We start from the raw sequence: 21,173 nt of genomic DNA on the forward strand, positions 1-21,173 counted from the left end.
CATTTCGTCCCGCCCTCCTATTCCGGCGTTCGTTCCCGGGCGCTACCCTCCGGTGCTCTCCAGAAAGGCCCGCAGACGCTGGCTGCGCGAGGGGTGGCGGAGCTTGCGGAGCGCCTTGCTCTCGATCTGGCGGATGCGCTCGCGGGTCACGGCGAAGGATTGTCCGACCTCTTCCAGGGTGTGCTCGCTACCGTCGCCCACGCCGAAGCGCATCTTGAGGACCATCTCCTCGCGGGGGGAGAGAGTCTTCAGGACCTTCTGCGTTTGCTCCTTGAGATTGAGCTGGATGACCGCGTCGACCGGCGACGTCACCGCGCGGTCCTCGATGAAATCCCCGAGATGGGAGTCTTCTTCCTCGCCGATCGGGGTCTCGAGGGAGATAGGCTCCTGGGCGATTTTGAGGACCTTGCGCACCTTCGCCACGGGGATGCCCATCTTCTTGGCGATCTCCTCGGGCGTCGGCTCGCGGCCGATCTCCTGCACCAGGGCGCGCGACGTCCTGACGAGCTTGTTGATCGTCTCGATCATGTGCACGGGGATGCGGATGGTGCGCGCCTGGTCCGCGATGGCACGGGTGATCGCCTGGCGGATCCACCAGGTGGCGTAGGTCGAGAACTTGTAGCCGCGCTTGTACTCGAACTTGTCCACCGCCTTCATCAGCCCGATGTTCCCCTCCTGGATCAGGTCGAGGAACTGCAGGCCGCGGTTGGTGTACTTCTTGGCGATCGACACGACGAGGCGGAGATTCGCCTCCACCAGCTCGGTCTTGGCGCGGGCCGCCATCGCCTCGCCGGCGCGGATCCCCTCGGCGGTCATCTTGATCTCGTCGGGGGTCGTGTCCATCTCGCGGGCGACCCGGGCGATCTCCTCCTCCGCCCCGCGCACCTTCTCGCGCAGGTCGCGGCGTCCCTTCGGATCCTTGGTCAGCTTGATCCGCCGGTGGTACGAGCGGATGTCGTCCTCGAGATCCCGCAGCCGGACCGCGGTCTCTTTGACTTTGCGGGACAGATCCTTGACCTTGCCGGTGGTCATCCCCATGTCGCGGATGACCAGGCCGATGTGAACCCGCGTGCGCGCCAGGTGGTGCAGGACCTCGCGGTGGCGCCGCGAGCCTTCGGTCAGACGCGCCAGGTGCTTCTCCTGCTCCTCGAGCTTGCGGATCAGGCGCTGCGTGCGCGTCATGGCGTCGAGGAGCTGGCGGCGCTTGCGCTCGGCGGCGCCTTCCTCGTCGTCGTCGGTGACCATGATCAGGTCCTCGACGCGGATCTCCTTGTCGCGGATCTTGTGGCCGTAGTCCAGGAGCTGCTTGATGACGTAGCGGCTGCGCGACAGGGCCTTCACGACGTTCTTCTCGCCGCGCTCGATGCGCCGCGCGATCTCGACCTCCCCCTCGCGCGTCAGCAGCGGGACGGTCCCCATCTCGCGCAGGTACATCCGCACCGGGTCGTTGGTCTTCTCGAGCGCCCCGGGGGACAGATCGATCTTGGTCTCCTCGGCCTCCTCCTTCTCGGTGGCCGCGGCCTTCTCCTCGAGCTTGGCCTTGTACTTCTCCTCCGAATCGACCATCTCGATGCCGAGGGAGTCGAACAGGAGGAACATGTCGTCGAGGTCTTCCGGGGAGTGGACCTCCTCGGGCAGCACGTCGTTCACCTCGTCGTAGAGCAGGTACCCCCTCTCCCGGCCGAGGTTGATCAGCTGCCGTACCTCTTCGTATTTCTCTTCGATACCCAAGGGAGTTCTCCTCTTCAGGACAGCGACGAGGCCTTGGGGAGCGCCTCGATTCGTCTACTCAGTTCGAGTTTCAGGCGGGAGAGGTCGTCCTTCTCCTCAGACATCCCCGCGGTTTCCAGCCGCTTCTGTATGTCGCCCAACTGTCGCTTCAGTCGCGACTCGCGCAGGCCTAAAAGGCACGCGCGCCCTTCTTCCGGGGTCGCGGGGGGATAATTCAGCGCCGCGACCCTGGTGATGATGTCCCGGGCGTCGTCGCTCACAAGGGACGCCACCCGAGGATAAGTCACGTTTTCTCCTTTGACCACCAGCTCGCGGATCGTCTTCAGCACTTCCGCGATCCGGCTGATCTCGAGATCACCGTCTTCGATCTCGTCCAGGACCAGCCTGCGCACGTCCTCCGAATCCATCACGGACCTCAAGAGACGCGACTCCGCTTCGCTCACGATCCAGGCCCCGCGCGCCGAAGCAAGCGCCTCGGGCTTCAGCCCCTTGCGGCGCTGACGCACGGCGTCCTGCAGCTCCTGCAGGACCAGCCGGTCTTCGATGCCCAGGACCTCCGCGATCATCTCAACGTGCCCCGCGCGGCGCACCGGGTTGTCCATGCGCGCCAGGAAAGGGAGAATCTCGTTCAGCGCCCCCACCTTGCCGCGCGTTCCCTTGAGGTCGTGACGCGACGCCGTCTCCCGCGTCAGGAACTCGATGTACGGGAGTCCCGTCCGGAGCCTCTGGCGGTACGTCTCCGCCCCCTCCTCCCTCACGAACAGGTCCGGGTCCTTCCCCGGCGGCAGCGACACGACGTTCACCTCGAAGCCGTTCTCGAGCAGGACCTCGATCGACCGGCGCGTCGCCGCCCGGCCCGCCGCGTCCGGATCGAAGCTGACCACGACGCGGTCGGTGAATCTCTTCAGAAGCCGCACGTGCCCCGTCGTGAAGCCGGTGCCGAGCGTCGCCACGGCGTGCGCCACACCCGCCTGGTGCAGCGCTATGACGTCCATGTACCCCTCGACCAGGACGACGTACCCTTCCTTGCGGATGGCCTCCCGGGCGAAGCCGACCCCGTAGAGGTTCTCTCCCTTGCTGAACGCCGGCGTCTCGGGAGAGTTCAGGTACTTCGGCTCCCCCTCGCCGACGACCCGGCCGCCGAAGCCGATCGTCTCGTCGGCCAGGTTCACGATCGGGAAGATGACCCGGTCGCGGAAGCGGTCGTACGTCCGGCCGGTGTCCTCCTTCCGCGCCAGGAGACCGGCCAGGGTCGCCTGCCCTTCGGCGATCCCCGCCTTCTCGAGAGACCCCTTCAGGCCGCTCCAGCCTTCGGGTGCGAAGCCGATCAGGAACCTCTCGATCGTCCCCTGCGAGATCCCCCGGCCCGCCAGGTACCTGCGTCCCTTCTCCCCCGCCGGCCGCTGGAGCTGGTCGCGGAAGTACGAGAGGGCCCGCCGGTTCACCGCGAGGACCCTGTGGCGTTCGCTGTTTTCCGGGACGACACGCTCGGGCATCGGTATGCCGTAGCGCGCCGCGAGCATCTTCAGCGCCTCGGGGAATTCCAGTTTTTCATAGAGCATCAGGAACTTGAAGACGTCCCCGCCGGTGCTGCAGCCGAAGCAGTAGAACAGCTGCTTGTCCGCGTCCACGTAAAAAGACGGAGTCTTTTCGGCGTGGAACGGGCACAGCGCCCGGTACTTCGAGCCGGTGCTCTTCTTCAGAGGGAGGTAATCCGAAACAATCGAGCACAGGTCGGCCTGCGCCCTGACGGCCTCGACGACATCCGTCTTGTCTCTTCCTCCCATCGCGTGCCCACCCCCGGTCACTCGCTGAAGCGTCTTTCCTGGGCCAGTCTCTTCAGCGCCTTCTTCCTGGCGGCCAGCGCCTTGATCTTCCTCTTCTGGCTCGGCTTCAGGTAGTGCTGGCGCTTCTTCAGCTCCGATAGAACGCCGGACTTCTCGCACTTCCTCTTGAAGCGCCGAAGGGCGTTCTCCAAGGACTCATCCTCGCGTACCCTCACGAGGGGCATTCAGTAACTCCCTCCTCTCAAAGAATCGTAGGGACGGTCTTTTAGACGAATCACGCCGGGCTCCGGATACACCCAACCGGGCGCCCGCTGCAGGCCGGATCGCCCGCCGAGTAACCCCTTCGCTTAAAATAATGCCGATCCGTGGAAGTACTTGGACCGACATAGGATTACCAAAGCCCACAGACCAACGCATGCTTAATATACGAACCATACCCCAGGGTTGTCAAGAAACTGGCCAGAGAAAGGCCAAAAATCTTGCAGATAGTCTTAAGGGGTGGGAGGGAAATCAGCGTGGGCGTGTTTGATACTGCCTTACATCTTATTGGAGTGATTCTCGATATTCAAATTGATATTTGAGGCGGCATATCCGGCTCCGAACCCGTTGTCTATGTTGACCACGAGCAGACCGGCCGCGCAGGAGTTGAGCATCCCCATGAGGGCCGCCACTCCCTTGATTCCGGTGCCATAGCCGACACTGGTCGGCACTCCTATCACCGGCACATCGACCAGGCTGGCCACGATGCTTGGGAGGGCCCCCTCCATACCGGCCACGACTATGATCACCCGGGCGCGGAGCAGTTCATTTTTGTGATCGAGCAGCCGGTGCAGGCCGGCGATGCCGACGTCGTACACCCGCACGACGTCGTTCCCGAGGATCTCGGCGGTCACCGCCGCTTCTTCGGCAACCGGCAGGTCGGACGTCCCGGCGGCCAGGACCAGGATCCCGGGCCGGGTCTTCTTGGGGCCGGGCACCTCCAGGGTGATGGCCCGCGCCTGCTGGTGGTAGCGCGCTCCCCGGTAGCGCCTCCTTACCTTCTTGTAGACATCCGGCGTGACCCGTGTGACCAGCACCGGCTGTCTCTTCGACGCCACCCGCCCCATGATGGCGACGATCTGCGGCACGCTCTTCCCCTCCCCGAAGATCACCTCGGGGAAGCCGCGGCGCAGCTGTCGGTGGTTGTCCACCTTGGCGAAGCCGAGGTCCTCGTAGGGCAACAGCCTGAGACGCCTGAGCGCCTCGTCCGGCTTCATCCTGCCGGCGCGGACGCGCTCGAGGATCTTCTTCAGCTCGACGGTGTTCAGGGTCGCCTCCCGGAGACTGCGATTATATCCGCGGGGACGATGCACCGTGTAACCGGCCCCCTTTAAGGGGCGTTTGAACGGTAGAGGTGAGCGGAGTATGTTACAGGATATGAAGCGTCGGACCGCCTGGGTCGCGGGCATCATCGTCGTGACCGCCGTGGGAGCGCTGGCCGCGCTGTCCCTGGGTGGAGGGCGGGGCAAAGCCGGGACTGCAAAGTATGAAACCGTCAAGGTCGAGCGGGGCAAGATCGTGGCGAAGGTGACCGCTTCGGGGACCCTGTCGGCCCTGGTCACGGTGCAGGTCGGGACGCAGGTCTCGGGACGGATCCAGGACCTGTACGTCGACTTCAACAGCCCGGTCCACAAGGGAGAGGTGCTGGCGAAGATCGACCCGCAGTTCTTCAAGGCGGCCGTCGAGCAGGCGAAGGCGAACCTGGTGGCCGCCGAGGGGAACCTCGCCAAGGCCAAGGCGCAGGCCGCCGACGCCCACAGGCAGTACGTGCGCGCCAAGTCCCTCGTCGAGCAGGGACAGCTGATCGCCCAGTCGGACCTCGACACTGCGGACGCCAACGCCCAGGCGGCCGACGCGCAGGTCCAGGCGATGGACGGGCAGGTGGCGCAGGCGCGGGCCACCCTGTATCAGGCGGACGTCAATCTGGGCTACACCACCATCACGTCGTCGATCGACGGCACCGTGATCTCGCGCAACGTGGATGTCGGCCAGACGGTAGCCGCGTCGCTGCAGGCCCCGACGCTGTTCACCATTGCGCAGGACCTCAAGAAGATGCAGGTCGACACCAACGTCTCCGAGGCGGACGTCGGCAAGCTGAGCCCCGGCATGCGCACGAGCTTCAACGTGGACGCTTTTCCGGGGGAAAACTTCAAGGGAGTGATCCGGCAGATCCGCAACTCGCCGCAGTCGGTGCAGAACGTGGTGACCTACGACGCCGTCATCGACGTGGACAATCCCGACCTGCGGCTCCGGCCGGGGATGACCGCCAACGTCACCTTCACGTATGCCGAGAAGGACGACGCCCTCAGGTTCCCGAACGCCGCCCTGCGCTTCCGGCCGCCGGCCGAGATCGCCGCGAAGGCCCCCCGCCCCGAGCGCGACCGTCGCGTCCTCTGGGTGCTGCGCGATGGGGCGCCCGTCCCCGTCGCCATCAAGACCGGTCTCTCGGACGGCAGCGTGACCGAGATCGCCGACGGAGACCTGCAGGAAGGGGACGCCCTGGTCACCGAAGCGGTGACACCCGGAAGCGGCGTGCCGCCGGCCTTCCGGCGGCCTCTGTAGGACTGCGGCCATGGCGACCCGACCGCTCATCAGGCTTGAGAACGTCACCAAGGTCTACCACGCCGGCGAGGTCGAGGTCCGGGCGCTAGCCGGCGTCTCCCTGGTCGTCGAGGCAGGCGAGTTCGTGTCGATCATGGGGGCGTCCGGCTCCGGAAAATCGACACTGATGCATCTCATCGGCTGCCTCGACCGACCGACCTCCGGTCAGTACCTGCTCGAAGGGCGCGAGGTCTCGGGGCTGAACCGCAACGCCCTCGCCGAAGTCCGCAACCGCACCATGGGGTTCGTGTTCCAGAGCTTCAATCTTCTATCCCGCACCAGCGCCGTGGAGAACGTCGAGCTGCCGCTGGTCTATGCCGGCGTGCCGGGGGCCGAGCGCCGGCGCCGCGCCATCGAGGCGCTGCGCCAGGTCGGCCTCGGGGATCGGCTCGAGCACCATCCGGGCCAGATGTCGGGGGGGCAGCAGCAGCGCGTGGCGATCGCGCGCGCCCTCGTGGGGGACCCGAGGCTGTTGCTGGCCGACGAGCCGACCGGCAACCTCGACTCGAAGACCAGCAGCGAGGTGATGGCCCTTCTGCGCGGGTTGAGCGAGGCGGGGCTGACCGTCGTCCTGGTCACGCACGCTCCGGACATCGCCACCTGGACCTCGCGCGTCCTCAACCTGAAGGACGGCCTCATCCTGTCGGACCAGAGGCAGGCCCCGGTGACTCCCGGTGCGCCCGCGCCCGCCGCCGCCCGCCCTGTCGAGGTCGTCCCATGAGCCCCTGGGCCGTCCTGCGCGTCGCCTTCCGCGCTCTCGGACGCAACACCATGCGCTCGTTCCTGACGGCGCTGGGCATCATCATCGGCGTCGCCGCCTTCATCGCCATGGTCGTGATCGGCGAAGGGGCGAAGGCGCGCGTGGAGGAGGCGTTCTCGTCGATGGGGACGAATCTCCTGATCGTCCTGCCCGGCTCGTCCTCGCAGCGCGGCGTGTTCGGCGGGTTCGGATCGCAGCCGACCCTGACCTGGGACGACCTGAAGGCGATCCAGACCGAAGTCCCGTCGGTCCGCCACGCCGCCCCGCAGCTCCGCTCGACGGCGTCGGTCGTCAGCGAGGAGCAGAACTGGACGACCTCAGTGACCGGGGTGACCCCCGAGTACTTCGAGATCCGCAACTGGCCGGTGACGTCGGGAGTGTCGTTCACGGCCTCCGACATCGACGCCGCAACCAAGGTCGTCCTGCTCGGAACGACCGTCGTCGACCGTCTGTACGGTCCCGGGGCCGACCCGATCGGCCAGACGGTGCGGATCAAGGGGATGCCGTTCCAGGTGACCGGGGTGATGGTCCGGAAGGGGCAGTCCCCCATGGGGCAGGATTACGACGACGCGGTGTTCATCCCGGTCAGCACGTTCCGCTCGAAGATCCAGGGCGGCCTGAACAACTTCATCGCCGGCTCGATCTTCGTCGGAGCGTCCTCCCCCGCCTCGACGTCGAAGGCCGAGCGAGAGGTCAGGAGCCTCCTGCGCGACCGCCACCACCTGCCCCCCGAGGCGGACGACGACTTCCAGGTCAGGAACCTCACCGAGATCGCCACCGCCCAGCAGGAGGGGACGAAGACCCTGACGGCCCTTCTGGCCAGCATCGCCGCCGTGTCGCTCGTCGTCGGCGGCATCGGCATCATGAACATCATGCTGGTGAGCGTCACCGAGCGCACGCGCGAGATCGGCGTCCGCATGGCGGTCGGCGCCAAGCCCCGCCACATCCTGGCCCAGTTCCTGACCGAGGCTCTGTCGCTGTCGATCCTGGGGGGCGTCACCGGCGCCCTTCTGGGTCTCTTCGCCGCCTGGCGTCTCGCCGCCCAGTTCGGCTGGCCGATGCTGATCCGCCCGAGCATCGTCGTGCTGGCTCTCGTGTTCAGCGGGCTGGTCGGTGTCGTGTTCGGACTGTACCCGGCGCAGCGGGCGTCGCGGCTCGATCCGATCGAGGCGCTGCGGTACGAGTGATCTCTCCGAGCCGGCCTGTCTAGAGACAGGAGCCTTCCCTTACCAGCTCTGCAGCGTTACATGTCTAGTCCCGGCAACGCCCAAAGTCCTCATTGGGTTATCCGTCGGCCTTGAGGGGTCCGCGTCTCGCCCAAGCGCCTCTTATGCCGCGTGGACCGGAGCGCTCCGCGCGGAGGGTCACGTCGGCCTAAGCCCCGCTTGGCGAGCGCGGACTCGCGCAGCGCACCTTATTTTCACTCCCTCGCTGTGATGCGGCATCCGTTGGCGCCTGGCCGCCTCTTACCAGGCCGAGTGCGTGAGCCTCTACCTCAAAGCATGGAAGATCATCATAACGGTCCGCGGTGTCTTGATCCAAGTAACGACCATCGACCGGCGATACCGGTGCCGGACATTTTGTTGCGGTTCCGAGAGGGAGCACAACGGTCACGATGGCGCCCGGTGCTAGGACGCTCTCGTCCAAAACATTCCCCCCTTCGGTGTGTCGAATGAAGGGCGCCTCTTGGGCTGACCCAAAAAGAATCTTGAGCTTCAAGCGAGAAACACGAATGGTACCGGTCGGATCATCGAGTACGTCTGTAACAATGGACTGGCGAAAAGGTGAGGATGTCAGTTGAAACATTTCAAATGGATCCATGTGAACGACCCGCAGCTTCGCAGAAGTGGTTTCGGCATCAATCGACGATCTCCGTCGGACAGCGGAACCGCACGACAGAGCCAACGCAGCGCCAACGAGCACCGCCAACAACTGCCGTGAGAGCAGACGTCTCCACATTTGTTTCACGATCGGCATGTTACGGTGTGCTCGACACATCGACGATGTGTTGCGGTTGGCGGCTCGTAGGTAACGGTGCGTTGAGGTTGATTGGGGTGACCAATTCGGTGGTGACGTTGAGTGTGTGTGATGGATCGTTACCAACGCCCATCCTGAGCGTTGCCCCGTACAACATTCCTCCACCAATGTTCGGAGTGGGGTAGGTGATCTCTGGACCGATTTCCGTAGTCAAGGACGAAGCAAAGCTGTGTGCTCCAGCCATCCCCTGCGCCGTAGCAAGCGCCTCAATGGTTGCGTGGGCGACTGCATTGGGAGCTGTTGCCGCGCTTTGATTACTCGGATTATCTAAGAGATTAACATCCCCAAAATCGATCGTCTGCTGTCCAGCCCCTGTGGATGCATCGAAATCCACGTTGGCATCCCCGCTGACAGTGTTGATCTGGATGTTCTCCTTGCCCTCAATAGCCTGATAGAGCTGAGCGTTGGCACCGCTGAGGCCTCGCTGCGACGGCGCTTTGCCATCGAACCGGACGTGTCCCTTCTTGTCATACTTCAGCTTCCACCCTGTTTTCTTCGAGAGGTTCTTCAAATAGTCAGCCTTGTTGGTCCCGGACGCTGTGATCGTGAGCCCGAGGGGATCTATATACCTGAGAGGATTATTGAGAGTGTACGTGTAGCGATTCCAGGATTGCGGATTGCCAAGATTCCCTCCCACCGGATCGACGCTCATAAATCTTCCGAGCGACGACCCATAGTACCTAGCCAACATGTAGTCCAGCCCGTCGGGGTTTTCCGTCAACGCGCTTTCGACGTCGCGTTCGTGGCCCGTAAATTTGTTGTTGTCGGAAGAGACTCGGACGGGCAGCGGCTTCTCGTCGCCGAAGGGCATGTAGTGGTGCGTGCTCACCACGTTTCCGGATGAGTCCGTGACCACGCGCGGGCTGCCCAGATGGTCGGCGTGGAAGAACAGCCAGCGCGGAGACGCCGCTGGGCTGGCGGCGCCGCCAGGGCCGCCGCTGCTCCCCACCAGAGCTCCGATCGACCGATAGGGCGCCGTCATCTGAGCATCGGCCGGGTCCGACGCACTTCCTGGGGACGGGCCGGCCTGGGCCATGTGAGGCAACGAGTCGTCGGGTTCCCTAAGCTCCGACATCTCGTCGTCGCACGCAATGTCGCCCAGGTTGTCGGGATCGTAGCGTTCAGAGTAAGTCCCCGAGCAGCTTGTGCCCGAACAGGTGCAGGTTCCGACCGCGCAGTAATTTGGCCAGCCCGCGTTCTCAACTGAATAGGCGGACTCCTGGGTCCCTCTGATCGCGGTCACCACGTAATAATATATCTTCTGCAGCTGCTGGGTGTCCCCGTCCGAGGTCAAGGGGTACGACACTCCAAAGTCGACAATCTTGCAGGTTCCACCGGGACTTGTGGTGCATGGCGCTTGCTGCGGGTCGTTGAGGGTCGGAGCCCCTCCGGTTGCTCCGCTCTGGATGCCGCACCTCCTCGAGCCTCCGAGGCAGTCGGTCAGCGTCGTATCCGGGCTTTGGTTCGTCAGCGTCGCGATCCATGTGTAAGGGCCGCCGCTGACCGTGCTCCGGTAAATCTTGTAGCCCGTGATGCCCTCGTCGGTCGGATTCGGGCACCAGCGCAGATAGATGCCACCGCCCATGGTGGGCACCGTGGGGGCCCATGCCTTCAGGTGCCGGGGCGGCGACAACGGTTGATCGGCGTGCTTGAGGGCCATTCCGGACACCGGCGTCGAGAAGCTCGTTTCCGAAGTCGACGACGAAGAATCACCCACGGCCTTTACCTTGTAGTAGTAGACAGTGCCGGGGGTGATGTTCTTGTCGTGGAAGAAACGGGTGTTCCCTGTCTCGCTGACACTTCTCGTGAGGCTGTCCGAGTAGGCGGTCGAGTCGATGCAGAGGGGGGTGTTCGCCGGGTTGCCCGAGCCGACGTTCTTCACAATGGCACAGTAGGTTCCGTTTTCACTCGTGGCACGGTAGAGGCGGAAGCCCTGAATGCCGGTCCAGTAGCCCGTTTTCCACTGCAGCTTGATCCCGTCCATGCTGCGTGGGTTCGGGGAGAGGTTAAAAATGTTTATGCCCTGGCTGACGTTTCCACCATCAGAATTGGCGTCGTTTGTCGTCCAGATCACAGTCTTGAGGCCCACGGGCTTCGCCGGATAAGTCGCCGACAGTCCGAGAAGTGTGGATGCCGGCGAGAGGTCGGACACCCGACCCTCGTAATCGAACACGGCAACCTGAAACTGATACTTGATGTTGCCGGAAGACAAGCTCGATTGACCTTGATACCCGCGGGAGTCCCGGGCAAGGTCGCTGAAGTCGTAGGACGTCTGAGTCGGCCCTAAGGTGATAAATGGTCTGAACGGCTGGCTGCTGCTGAATCCATAAGGCGCCTGCTTGAACAAAACGACCTCGGTCACATACAGGTAGTATCCCGCCACCCTGGTCAAGTCAGCGGGGGCCGTCCAGGAGACATGGATGCTGCCGTTGATCGGTACGTTGTTGGCGTCCAGCGCCTGTGCCGCAGTAGGAGCAACGCTGATTTGGGATGGCTCGGACGTGGTGCATGCGGGGGCGCTCGTGCTCGTCGGATCGATCACGGCCGGCTGGCAGCGCGTACCGCTGCTCGCTGGGTCGTTGCTCAGTTTGGTCACGTCGAAGTTCGAGGTTGTCCCCGAGACCACGGTCTGCCAATTGCCATTTGCAAAAACCTTGTAGACCGACGACACCATGTTGCACATGTCGTAGTGCGGGTCCGGTGGAAGGGGGTAGATGAACGAGGTCCCCGGGTCCTGAAGAAGGTAGGGGTCCGCAGGAATCGTGAGGCCCCGCGTGCAAGTTGCTCCTGCCTGGCAATCGGAGTTCTGCACGCAAAAGTTGCCCCCGGGGATGCAGGTCCCCATCTGGATGCAAGAATCCCAGGGAGAGCACTGTGCCGAACCAAAGTTTGAGGCGCTGCAACCGGCCTGGGTCATTTCGCACAGGGTGTTCGTCCAGTACGTCGATCCGATGATCTCCTCCGTCAGATGGTTGGCGTCCGAGTTTCCGCCCCCGCCCACGGCCTTCCTGTAGCGGCGGACGTGATACCCCTGCAGGTAGCTGAGGTCTCCCTTGACATTCGAGGCATCGATTGGATGATAAGGCTTCCCTTGAGGCGGGTCCCATCTCATTGAAACGTAGGGGGTGTTCGGTCCATTGGGGACCGTGCACTCACGGTAATTCCTGGGTGGAGAAGCCGGAATCGCCAGGGCCGTCTCGGAGAAGCCCGACTCGTTTCCGTTGATGTCCCGGGACGTCACCGCGTAATCCCAGGCAAGATTGTTCGGAACGTTCGAGTCCGTGTACTGGAGAGGATTTGCGGTTTTCGGTATTGAGTCCACCTGCTGGAAGGCGCCGCAGGATGGTTCCGCGTTCAGCTTCCGGTAGATCACGTACGAACTGATTGACGACGTGTCCGCCGGGGCCTGGAAGCGGACTATGGCCTGGCCGTTGCCGGCGGATAGTCGCAGCTTGCCCGGTGGCACCGGGAGAGAGGTAGAGCGCTCCGCAACCCCGACCTTTTCCGAAGGTACCGAGATGTTCGAGTCGGCATCCTGGGCGGTCAACCAATAGTAATAAGTCGTGGAGGAGCTCAAGCCGCTGTCCGCATAGGACGCGGTCGGCGCGGTGATCTGCTTGGGCCCGGGAGGGATGAAGTCCGGATAACGGTAGACCCAGTACGTCGTGACACCGTCCGTCGTCGCGTTGGGATCCCAGGTGACGGTTCCCGTCCCGATACTGCAGCTGCCCGTCACGACTACGTTTCTGGGCGGGCCCGGCGGCGCATAGTCCTTCGGCATCGCCGAGAAGTTCGTGGGTAGGGATGGGGTGCACCCCGAGTTCACTACGTCAAGCGACTCATTGCTCGCGTTGTCCTGCGCGCGGACCCAATAGGTGTAAGTATAACCATTCGTGAGACCGCTGTCGACATAGGTCGTGCCAGGAGCGAGAGTCCAGCTAATCCATTCAATTGTGCAGAAGGCGCAGCGTTTGCGATAGATGTTGTAGCCACGCACGTCCGTCGAGGGGCTCGCGGTCCACGAAAGGCTGACCTGGCCATCCCCTGCTGTACCTGTGAGGCAGGTCGGTGGGCTGGGTCTCGTCACATCACCGGCAGTCATTCCGATGATGTCCGAGCCGTAGCTCTCCAAAGACCCGGAGATGGCCGTCAATTGATACGAGAATTGTGTGCCGGGGGCATTCGTGGCGTCGGTGTAGCACATGTTGGCGGTGTCGTTGGGGCACGACGTGCTGGACGTCACGTCGACCAGCGGAGAATAGGCACCGCCCGACGTGGATCGATACAGGCGATAGACGGTCACGTTGTCTTCTGCCGGGTTCTTCTTCCAATGGAGATTGATATTGCCCTGCCAGTTGGGCGACCAGATGATCAGCCCCCCCGGCGGGCTCGGCCGGCGATTCTCGACCAGCGCGACCTCCTTGCCGGCGAGATAGACATGGTGTTTGATCCATTCCGGAACATAGCTTCCCAGCGTGGTCCGGCGGAATTCCGACAGGATCTGGCCATCCGGTCCGCGCATGTAATAGGTCACCTGATCCCTCTGCCGGTCTCTCTTGATCACCCTGTCGCCGCCGGTGTCGTACTCGTAGTTCGCCAGCACCATGGCGATCGAGGCCGGGTCGGACGGAGTCGCGATGCGGATGACCGACGTCATCCGGTTCCTGGAATCATAGAGAAAGCGCCGCTCCCAGTCTTTCGTCACGTTTCCCCGGGCGTCGTAGATCAGGTTGACCGGCCCCGATCCCGGTATCTGCTCGCTCAGGATCCGATTGGTGTTCGTTCCGTCCGGTGCCGTCACGGTGAAGATGTCGTCCCAGGTCTGAATGCTCGAGCACGGAGTCGTTCCCGTGCTGTCGGTTCTGTCGACCTTGCCAAAGATATTGCCGAACGCGTCGTAGGCGAAACACTGGAGATAGTTGACCGCCGGCGATCCGAATGTTTCGTGAACTTCCTTGAGCCGGTTGGCGGTGTCGTACTTGTAGCTGTTGGATCCGATGGCTGAAATATTCCCGGCTCCGTCATAGACGTACGCGCCGCTGTCGAAATAGTGCGGAGTCGAGAAGGCGCCGCCCGTCCACTTCCCGATGCTGATCGCCGAGGGGCGGCTCTGGGAATCGTATGTGACCTGCGTCTTCGCCTGGCCTTGCGCATCGCCCTGCGTCGTCATCGTGTCGATGAGGCCGGCGGGATTGTAGGTGATCGTCGCGAGTGGATTGCCGCTGGAATCCTTGACCCTCGTCGGAATCCCGTTCGAGAAATCATAGTTCGCGGTCAGCTCGCTCCCCAGCCCCGCGGCCCCCGCAGGGTAGACGATGCTGTTGACGTTCCCATACGTGTCATAGGAAAGAGCGGCCTGTTCCGTAGAACCTCCCGGCCAACCGGCCAGCCCGTAGGTGAGACCGGAAAGCCTGCCGTTCATGCCGGCATACGCGTAGGTAGTGTTCAGGGTAAGGGAGTGGTCATCCTGATACGCGCTCGACGATGAGAGCTTGCCCAGGCCGTTGCTGCCGGTATCGTACTGATTCGCAGAGATGATGGTGTTCAAAGGGGCCTTCGACACCTGCAGGAGCCTCCCCGCCTTGTCATAGGCCGATTGAAGCGTGCCACCCGTGGCATCGGTAACCGACAGGACATTCCCCAGCGAGTCATAGTCCGTGTAGACCGTCGTGCCGTTCTCCGGGTTCGACGCCTGGTAGAGATGGTTCAACCCGTCGTATTCGAAGAAGCGCGACTGGATCCTGTTCGTCGCCTGATCCACGAGGTCGGCTCGAATGAGGTTATCCCGGGTGTCGTAGACGTAGCTCGCGTCGGCCCCGTCGGTGGCCGCGCAGGTGTGTCCCGTCCCGCACTCGGCGTTCGTTGTACAGATGTTCCCCCACGTGTCACAGCGCTTCTCCGACGGCGCGTCGACCACGATCAGGCGGTTCCAGCCATCCCGGAAATACGTCGTGGTCACATTGCCTGTCCCACCCCCCACCCCGACACCCATCACGTTCTGAACCGTTACCGTCGAATCCAATCCTTTGTAGGTGGTCGTGGTGACGCTTCCATCTGCCGTTGTCACCCTCTGGATCCGGCCAAAGGGGTCCCCTCCGAAGTCGAATTGAGTGCCGGCAATGTACGGTGGGGGTGGGAGACCCGGGTCGCAGGGCTTTGCCCCCGTGACCGTCGGGCCGAGCCACTCCGACTTGAAGGTTGCTCGATCTGCGACGTCATAGCAGGTGGCACGGAAAGGATTGCCGGCCGAGGCGTCCGCGGGTCGGCGCTCCTCGCGAATCACCCGGCCCAGGCCATCATAAAGGTACCGGCTGAACTGGTAATCCGTACCACTTCCCCGCGTCAGCGTCGTTTCCTTGAGCGAGACGTAGTCGATCGCAGACGGAAGCTCCGGCGTGACCGGGGTAATGTCGGTAAGTCGGCCGAGCCTGTCGTAACTGTAGGTGGTCTCGATGCCCACCGTGTCCTTCGTCGAGAATATGGCGCCGGTGTTCCCGTCCCGTTTCCGATCGATGGCATTCCATCCAATCGAAGTATTCGCCGTGCAGTCGGTGAAGAAGGTCTTGGACTTGAGATACCCTTGGTTCCACTTGTATCCGACGCAGTACTCCGTGATCTCCGAACCCGGCAGACCAACCCATCGGCTGAGTGTCTTCTTGGCCACGTTGCCGTCGGCGATACTCCCGTCGAGCGGAGCATAGGAATAGGCTGTCTTCACGTCCCCGGCGGCCATCGTGGCGACGTTCTTCGGTGTCCCAACGGCACCAGGCAGCGTCTTTCTGGCGATCCTCAGGTTCACGCGGCCGTCATTGGATCGGTAGTAATTCTCGGTGCGCTCGAGAACCCGGTACCCATCGTGAACCTCTCGATAATCGAAAAGACCGGAGAGATAACCCATGGTCTGGGTATGGGCCTCGTCCAGGTATTGCGTGTGCGTGTATCTGGTGCCGGAAATGCCGAACCCCGTCTCCGAGACTGTCCGCCAGTGGCCAAAAGTGTCCCAGTCGGCATTGGCGACAACTGTTTCCGCACCACCGTCGTCTTGAAAAACAGTTGCTTTGAGCCTGAGCCTTGAATTCTTCTTCGTATGTTCGATGATGCCGGTGTTTGGAGCGGGACCCAGGTCCGCGTCGTACTCGAGGTTCTCCGTACGAAGCAGCTGCCTGGTGGACAGGGTCCCCTTGTAGTACTCAATCTTGTAATTCACTCCATCGTCCCAGTCGGGCGCAATGTGGTCCTCAGGGTCCTGTCCGGAGTGCAGATCCGTGGAGAGCGGCGGCAGCGTCGCCTTGTAATAGTAGACAGTGTCGTTGTTGAACGGGTCGGTGACGGTTACCTTCGGCGGATTCGAGTAACCCGAGATCTGCAGCCGGTCGTAGCCCCATTGCGAGGTTCCGGCGCCCGGCACAACCAGTTTCTTCGTCTTGACCTGTCTGCTCGCGCTCGTGATATCCGGGGATCCGGCGTAACCCGCGGATACACCGCTCATTTGCTTCTCCGTGCCTTTTCCACCCACCATGAAGAGCGAGACATACGGATAGTATTCATACTCGTACTTGGTAATGACCTCCGTCCCTTCCCAACCGGTGCAGGTCGCGCTCCCCGCCGGTTGGAGGATCGGCATGGTGCGGCAGTTCAGCTCACCGCGGTTTCTTGGATCGGTCAGGGACCCATCGTAGCCAAAGTAGATGCTGTAAGTGTCGCACGCGACCCCCGGCGTGCCGCAATCGCCTGTGGCGCCTCGATGTTTATAGACAGGATAGTCAAGGCGGAGGAGCTCGAGGACAGGACCATCCAGGAAGATCGTGTGGCTGGTCTGGTCATTGTAATAGTGCGTGCGCGTTATGGACGTGAAAGCATACTTGAGGAAATACGTCGCCTTGGATGCGTCCTTGTCAGGCGTCGTCGTGGGGACGGCCTCACTTCCCCAGAAGGCCGGAACGTCCACTTGATACGTCGCAATCGGATGGCGATTGTAAATCGACGGGTTGGTGTTGGGATAGGCGTCCGCCGTCGTGCTCGGGGTGTCGACACAGTTGCCCGCCGTGTCGTACTTGCAGTTGTGAAAGACGATCTCGCGGCCGCGTCCGTCCGTGATCTTCTTGATCGCATGCTCGAAGCCGGCCCGCGTGTCGTCATATTGAATCGTCATGCTCCTGGTGTACACGCCATTCTCCGGGGGGATGCTGCGATCCTCTATCCGCGTCACGTACCATCCCCCAAAGCTGAGGTTGTCCTGGCGATACGTGTTCTCTCCCGTTGGGGGATACGCGATGTGCTTGCCCAAGGTGTAGGTCAAACCGTCGGGCGTGTTCACCGTAAAACAGCCGGGGTCCTCGTTCGCGAGGCATCCGACGCCGGGTATATTCACCTTGACGTAGGACAGATCCGTCGCGACGGCAGGCCAGTCAACCGGCTGGATGTTCGAGCTCGCGCTTTCCTCGAACCAGATATCGTGCTGGTTGCCGTCCGGCGTGATCCACTTCCAGGTCGTCATCCAGCAGTCGACGCCGCCGGTGCAGACCCGCCAGTGAACGTCCTGCAGGAGTCGTCCGAAGGTGAGCGTGAAGCCGATTCCGAACGGCCCCTCGTTGTAGGGCTTCACTGTAGTCGTATTGTTCGACCTGTAGTCGCTGTAGTCCCAGACTTTCGAATTGTAGGAGAGATTCAGTTGGTAGCCGAGACGATCGTTGACCTGGTACCTGGGACCGATGGGGAGCGTCAGATGCAGCCCGCCGTTCAAGACATCGATATCTTCCCCGAAATGACCGCTCGTGAACATGTGGTTCGACTGGAATCCCACCGTCTCATTCTCGTTCTGGGCCCAGTCGCTGCTGATCGGAAAAAACAGACAGAGAAGCACGGAGATGTAAAGCGCCGCCGCTCGTGCCGTCCGATCGATCATGAGATCTCTCCTCCAAGAGCAAATCACCGTGCGCTGATGGGACACGCTGCCCGGAGCCCGACAGAGAAGTGCTACGCTACGGCGAATAACCAAGTGACGTTGAGGGAACACCCTGCCTCGAGGCAAGTAGTTTTACGGAGCCCCATTCGGGCGTTACCCTTAATGCGGCCGGAACCTACGTCAGGATCTCGGCAACGACCATCAGGCAAACCCCGAATTTGACTATGGGAAAAATACCGAAAGAGATCTCAAGGAAACTCCTGATGGTGGTGGGAGCGCAATTATGGCAGCGGCCTCTTCGCGCCGCGTTGATTACTGTCCTTGCTCTGGCCTCGGCCATGTCAGGCGTCGTCCTGGGTCAAGAGGACACTTTGCTGGCCCACCTCATGGACCTGGAGAAAGAGCACGCATCCTTGTGTTCCATGCCCGAGGGTCGTTCGGACCTGCGCTCGACCATCGACACGATCGTGAAGGAGTTGGACACGTCGGCAGGCGGCACGGCCGGTTCGCAGCGGGTCGACGCGCTGAATCACCTTCTCTTCGATCACCTCGCTATCAAAGCGAGCCAGGATCTGAAGGACCCCTGCAACCTGTTGCCCTCCGACGTGCTCGAGCGAAAGCAGGGCTACTGCGTCGGGATAGCGGCGCTGTATCTGCTGTTGGCCGGGCGGCTCGATCTGCCGATCTACGCAGTGGCCACACCCTCACACGTCTTCCTGCGATATGACGACGGCGCGGTACGCGTCAACATCGAGACCCTGCGGGGAGGAGCCGGCGTGCCGGACGAGCAGTACATCCGGGAGCAGAAGATCCCCGAGGAGTCGATCCGCCGGGGCATCTTCATGCGCAACTTGACCACGGACGAGTTCCTGGCGCAGGTCCTTAACAACCTCGGCGTGGTCTACTCGGAGAGGAAGGATTACGACGCGGCTGCCGGGGAGTACGAGCGGGCGCTCGACCTGGACCCGCGGCTGCCGGCCGCCTTGTACAACTGGGGGAACGATTTGCTCCGGCAGGGCGTGTACCGCCGAGCGGCCAGGCTTTTCTCGAAATCCCTCCGACTCTTCCCAAACGACATCTGGGCTCTCAACAACCGGGGGCTGGCGTACATGAACATGGAGAAGCGGGAGAAGGCCAGGAGAGACTTCGAGGCCGCGCTCGCGATGGACCCCGGGTTCGAGGCCGCCAGGAAGAACCTTGGCCGCCTTGCCGCGGAGCCGTCGGCGAAATGAACGCCGGCGGGCTTCCGCGCCCCTCTGCCGGCGACACCGCTTGTGTCCTTGACACGCCCCGCGCGGTTTCATAAGATGGCGGCCGCAACGTCAAGAGTTGCGCGCCTTTCGGCCGACCGCACCCTTGCCAGAGGCGGGAGACGCTCATCGGATGGCCAACGCAAAAGTGAGCGCATGAGTCAATCGAAGGACAAGCGGCGCCACCCACGCGTCGCTCAACGCATCAAGGTGCGGTCATCCTCGCGGGAGGCCGTGGAGCTGGAGACGATCGACCTCAGCGCCGGCGGCTTCAGCTGCACGGCCCCCGCCTTCCTTCCCCTGATGACCAAGCTCGCGCTGTCGCTCGTCCTGCCGACCAATGGGCCGACCGCGACCGACAAGACGAACGGGCTCGAGACGGTCACGGGCGAGGCGGTCGTCGTCCGTACGGAGCCGCCGGCCCCGGTGGACGGCCAGGGGGCGTACCGCGTGGCCCTGTTCTTCTCGAAGATGGATGACGCGGACCGGCAGAGGCTCCACGACTTCCTGGAACGGCACGGCGGCAAGGCCGGCCACTAGCCCTCCCGAAAGGATGCACCCGTGAGGCGATTCGTCGTCGGCATCACCGGCGCCAGCGGCTCGTTGTGCGCGCGGTCGGTCGTGCGTCACCTGTCGCGGCATCCCGAGGTCGAGCGGGTGCACGTCGTCCTGAGCCTCTTCTCCCTGCAGACGATGAGTGTCGAGCTGGGGCGCAAGGCGCAGGACGAGACCGAGGGGCTGCGCCTGCTGCTGGACGGAGAGACGAACGAACGGATCGTCCTGCACCGCTCGGCCGACATGGCCGCCTCGATCAGCAGCGGCTCGTACCCGACCGACGGCATGGTGGTCGTGCCCTGCAGCGGCGGGACGCTGGCGGCGATCGCCAACGGAACCTCGAGCAGCCTTCTGCACCGCGCCGCCGAGGTGACGCTGAAGGAACGCCGGCCGCTCGTCCTGGCGTTCCGGGAGACGCCGATCAGCCTGGTGCACATCGAGAACATGCGGCGCGCGGCGCAGGCGGGGGCCGTCCTCTATCCCCTCACACCCGCCTTCTACAACCGGCCGCAGGGGATGGAGGAGATCGTCGAGCACTTCACGGCGCGCATCTTCGACCTGCTCCGGCTGCCGCACTCCCTCGGGAAGCGATGGGGAACCCCCTGACCGAAAGCCTGGCCGCGCGACCGGCGCCCGCTCCACGGGCCCGCGGTCTGCGCGCCGCCTCGGCCACCCTGTCGATGATCAAGTTCCAGCACACTCTCTTTGCCCTGCCGTTCGCCTTCACGGGGGCGATCCTGGCGGCGGACGGGCTGCCGTCCCCGCGACAGATCGGCTGGATCCTGGGGGCGATGGTCGGGGCGCGCAGCGCGGCGATGATCTTCAACCGGATCGCCGACCTCGATTTCGACCGCAGGAACCCGCGCACTGCGTCGCGGCCGCTCGTGACCGGGGAGCTGGGGCTCGGGTTCGCCTGGTCGGCGCTCGCGCTGAGCGTGGCGCTCTTCTTCCTGAGCGCCTTCCGGCTGAACCGGCTCTCCTTCCTTCTGGCGGCGCCGGCGATTCTGCTCGTCCTGTCGTACTCCTACGCCAAGCGGCTGTCCTGGCTGACGCACCTGCACCTCGGCGCGTCCTTGGGTCTCGCCCCGCTGGGGGCCTGGATCGCCGTGCGGGGGAGCATCGACACGGCACCGCTCGTGCTCGCGGCCGCGGTCGCCCTGTGGGTCGCCGGGTTCGACGTCATCTACTCCTGCCAGGACGTCGAGTTCGACAGGCGCGAGCGGCTGCACTCGGCGCCGCGGTCCTTCGGCGTCGCGCGCTCGCTCGTCGTCTCTTCCGCCATGCACGCGCTGACCGTCCTGCTTCTTCTCGGCCTGCCGCTCCTCCTGCCACTCGGCCTGCCGTACCTCGCCGGTGTCGCCGGCACGGCCGCTCTCCTCATCTACGAGCACCGGCTGGTCAAGCCGGGAGACCTCAGCCGGGTGAACCACGCGTTCTTCACCGTCAACGGCTGCGTGTCGTTCCTGATCCTGGCCGCGACGGCGGCCGATCTGGCGCTGCGGGGCTGA

The 21,173-nt window shown here is 63.4% G+C and carries 12 protein-coding genes; 7 read left to right on the forward strand and 5 right to left on the reverse strand.

Annotated elements, in window-relative coordinates; genetic code table 11:
• Positions 1-42 precede the first annotated feature (42 nt).
• The 4 genes from rpoD to larB form a co-directional block, all read right to left on the reverse strand.
• Entirely contained in the window at positions 43-1,731 is a 1,689-nt protein-coding gene (rpoD, locus tag VEW47_03395) for an RNA polymerase sigma factor RpoD (GenBank protein HYS04215.1), read from the reverse strand.
• A 14-nt stretch (positions 1,732-1,745) separates the two neighbouring features.
• Positions 1,746-3,518, reverse strand: a complete 1,773-nt coding sequence (gene dnaG / locus VEW47_03400) for a DNA primase (protein ID HYS04216.1) — start codon at positions 3,516-3,518, stop codon at positions 1,746-1,748.
• A 17-nt stretch (positions 3,519-3,535) separates the two neighbouring features.
• Positions 3,536-3,742, reverse strand: a complete 207-nt coding sequence (gene rpsU, locus VEW47_03405) for a 30S ribosomal protein S21 (protein ID HYS04217.1) — start codon at positions 3,740-3,742, stop codon at positions 3,536-3,538.
• Between the two features lie 312 nt (positions 3,743-4,054).
• Entirely contained in the window at positions 4,055-4,825 is a 771-nt protein-coding gene (gene larB / locus VEW47_03410) for a nickel pincer cofactor biosynthesis protein LarB (GenBank protein ID HYS04218.1), read from the reverse strand.
• A gap of 109 nt (positions 4,826-4,934) precedes the next feature.
• On the opposite strand from larB, the gene VEW47_03415 reads away from it, so the two are divergent.
• Genes VEW47_03415 through VEW47_03425 form a run of 3 tightly spaced genes read left to right on the forward strand, consistent with a single transcriptional unit; the run spans position 4,935 to position 8,105 of the window.
• Positions 4,935-6,119 carry an efflux RND transporter periplasmic adaptor subunit gene (locus VEW47_03415; protein HYS04219.1) on the forward strand — a complete coding sequence of 395 codons (1,185 nt, stop codon included), beginning with the start codon at positions 4,935-4,937 and terminating at the stop codon, positions 6,117-6,119.
• A gap of 10 nt (positions 6,120-6,129) precedes the next feature.
• A complete protein-coding gene (locus tag VEW47_03420) occupies positions 6,130-6,879 on the forward strand; it encodes an ABC transporter ATP-binding protein (protein ID HYS04220.1) in 750 nt (249 codons plus the stop codon).
• Positions 6,876-8,105, forward strand: coding sequence for an ABC transporter permease (locus tag VEW47_03425; protein ID HYS04221.1), 1,230 nt, complete (start codon positions 6,876-6,878; stop codon positions 8,103-8,105). Before VEW47_03420 ends, VEW47_03425 begins: the two co-directional genes overlap by 4 nt.
• Before the next feature lie 791 nt (positions 8,106-8,896).
• Here VEW47_03425 and VEW47_03430 read toward each other — a convergent pair.
• Positions 8,897-17,860 carry an RHS repeat-associated core domain-containing protein gene (locus VEW47_03430; GenBank protein HYS04222.1) on the reverse strand — a complete coding sequence of 2,988 codons (8,964 nt, stop codon included), beginning with the start codon at positions 17,858-17,860 and terminating at the stop codon, positions 8,897-8,899.
• A 422-nt stretch (positions 17,861-18,282) separates the two neighbouring features.
• On the opposite strand from VEW47_03430, the gene VEW47_03435 reads away from it, so the two are divergent.
• The 4 genes from VEW47_03435 (at position 18,283) to VEW47_03450 (ending at position 21,173) form a co-directional block, all read left to right on the forward strand.
• Complete coding sequence (locus VEW47_03435) at positions 18,283-19,092, forward strand: tetratricopeptide repeat protein (protein ID HYS04223.1); 810 nt, start codon at positions 18,283-18,285, stop codon at positions 19,090-19,092.
• Positions 19,093-19,266: 174 nt separating this feature from the next.
• Positions 19,267-19,650 (forward strand): PilZ domain-containing protein, encoded by a 384-nt coding sequence (locus VEW47_03440; protein ID HYS04224.1) that lies wholly within the window; start codon positions 19,267-19,269, stop codon positions 19,648-19,650.
• A gap of 21 nt (positions 19,651-19,671) precedes the next feature.
• Positions 19,672-20,271 carry a UbiX family flavin prenyltransferase gene (locus VEW47_03445; GenBank protein ID HYS04225.1) on the forward strand — a complete coding sequence of 200 codons (600 nt, stop codon included), beginning with the start codon at positions 19,672-19,674 and terminating at the stop codon, positions 20,269-20,271.
• Positions 20,256-21,173 carry a UbiA-like polyprenyltransferase gene (locus VEW47_03450; protein ID HYS04226.1) on the forward strand — a complete coding sequence of 306 codons (918 nt, stop codon included), beginning with the start codon at positions 20,256-20,258 and terminating at the stop codon, positions 21,171-21,173. Before VEW47_03445 ends, VEW47_03450 begins: the two co-directional genes overlap by 16 nt.

This window comes from Candidatus Dormiibacterota bacterium (genome assembly GCA_035635555.1).
Classification (GTDB): Bacteria; Acidobacteriota; Polarisedimenticolia; order Gp22-AA2; family Gp22-AA2; genus Gp22-AA3.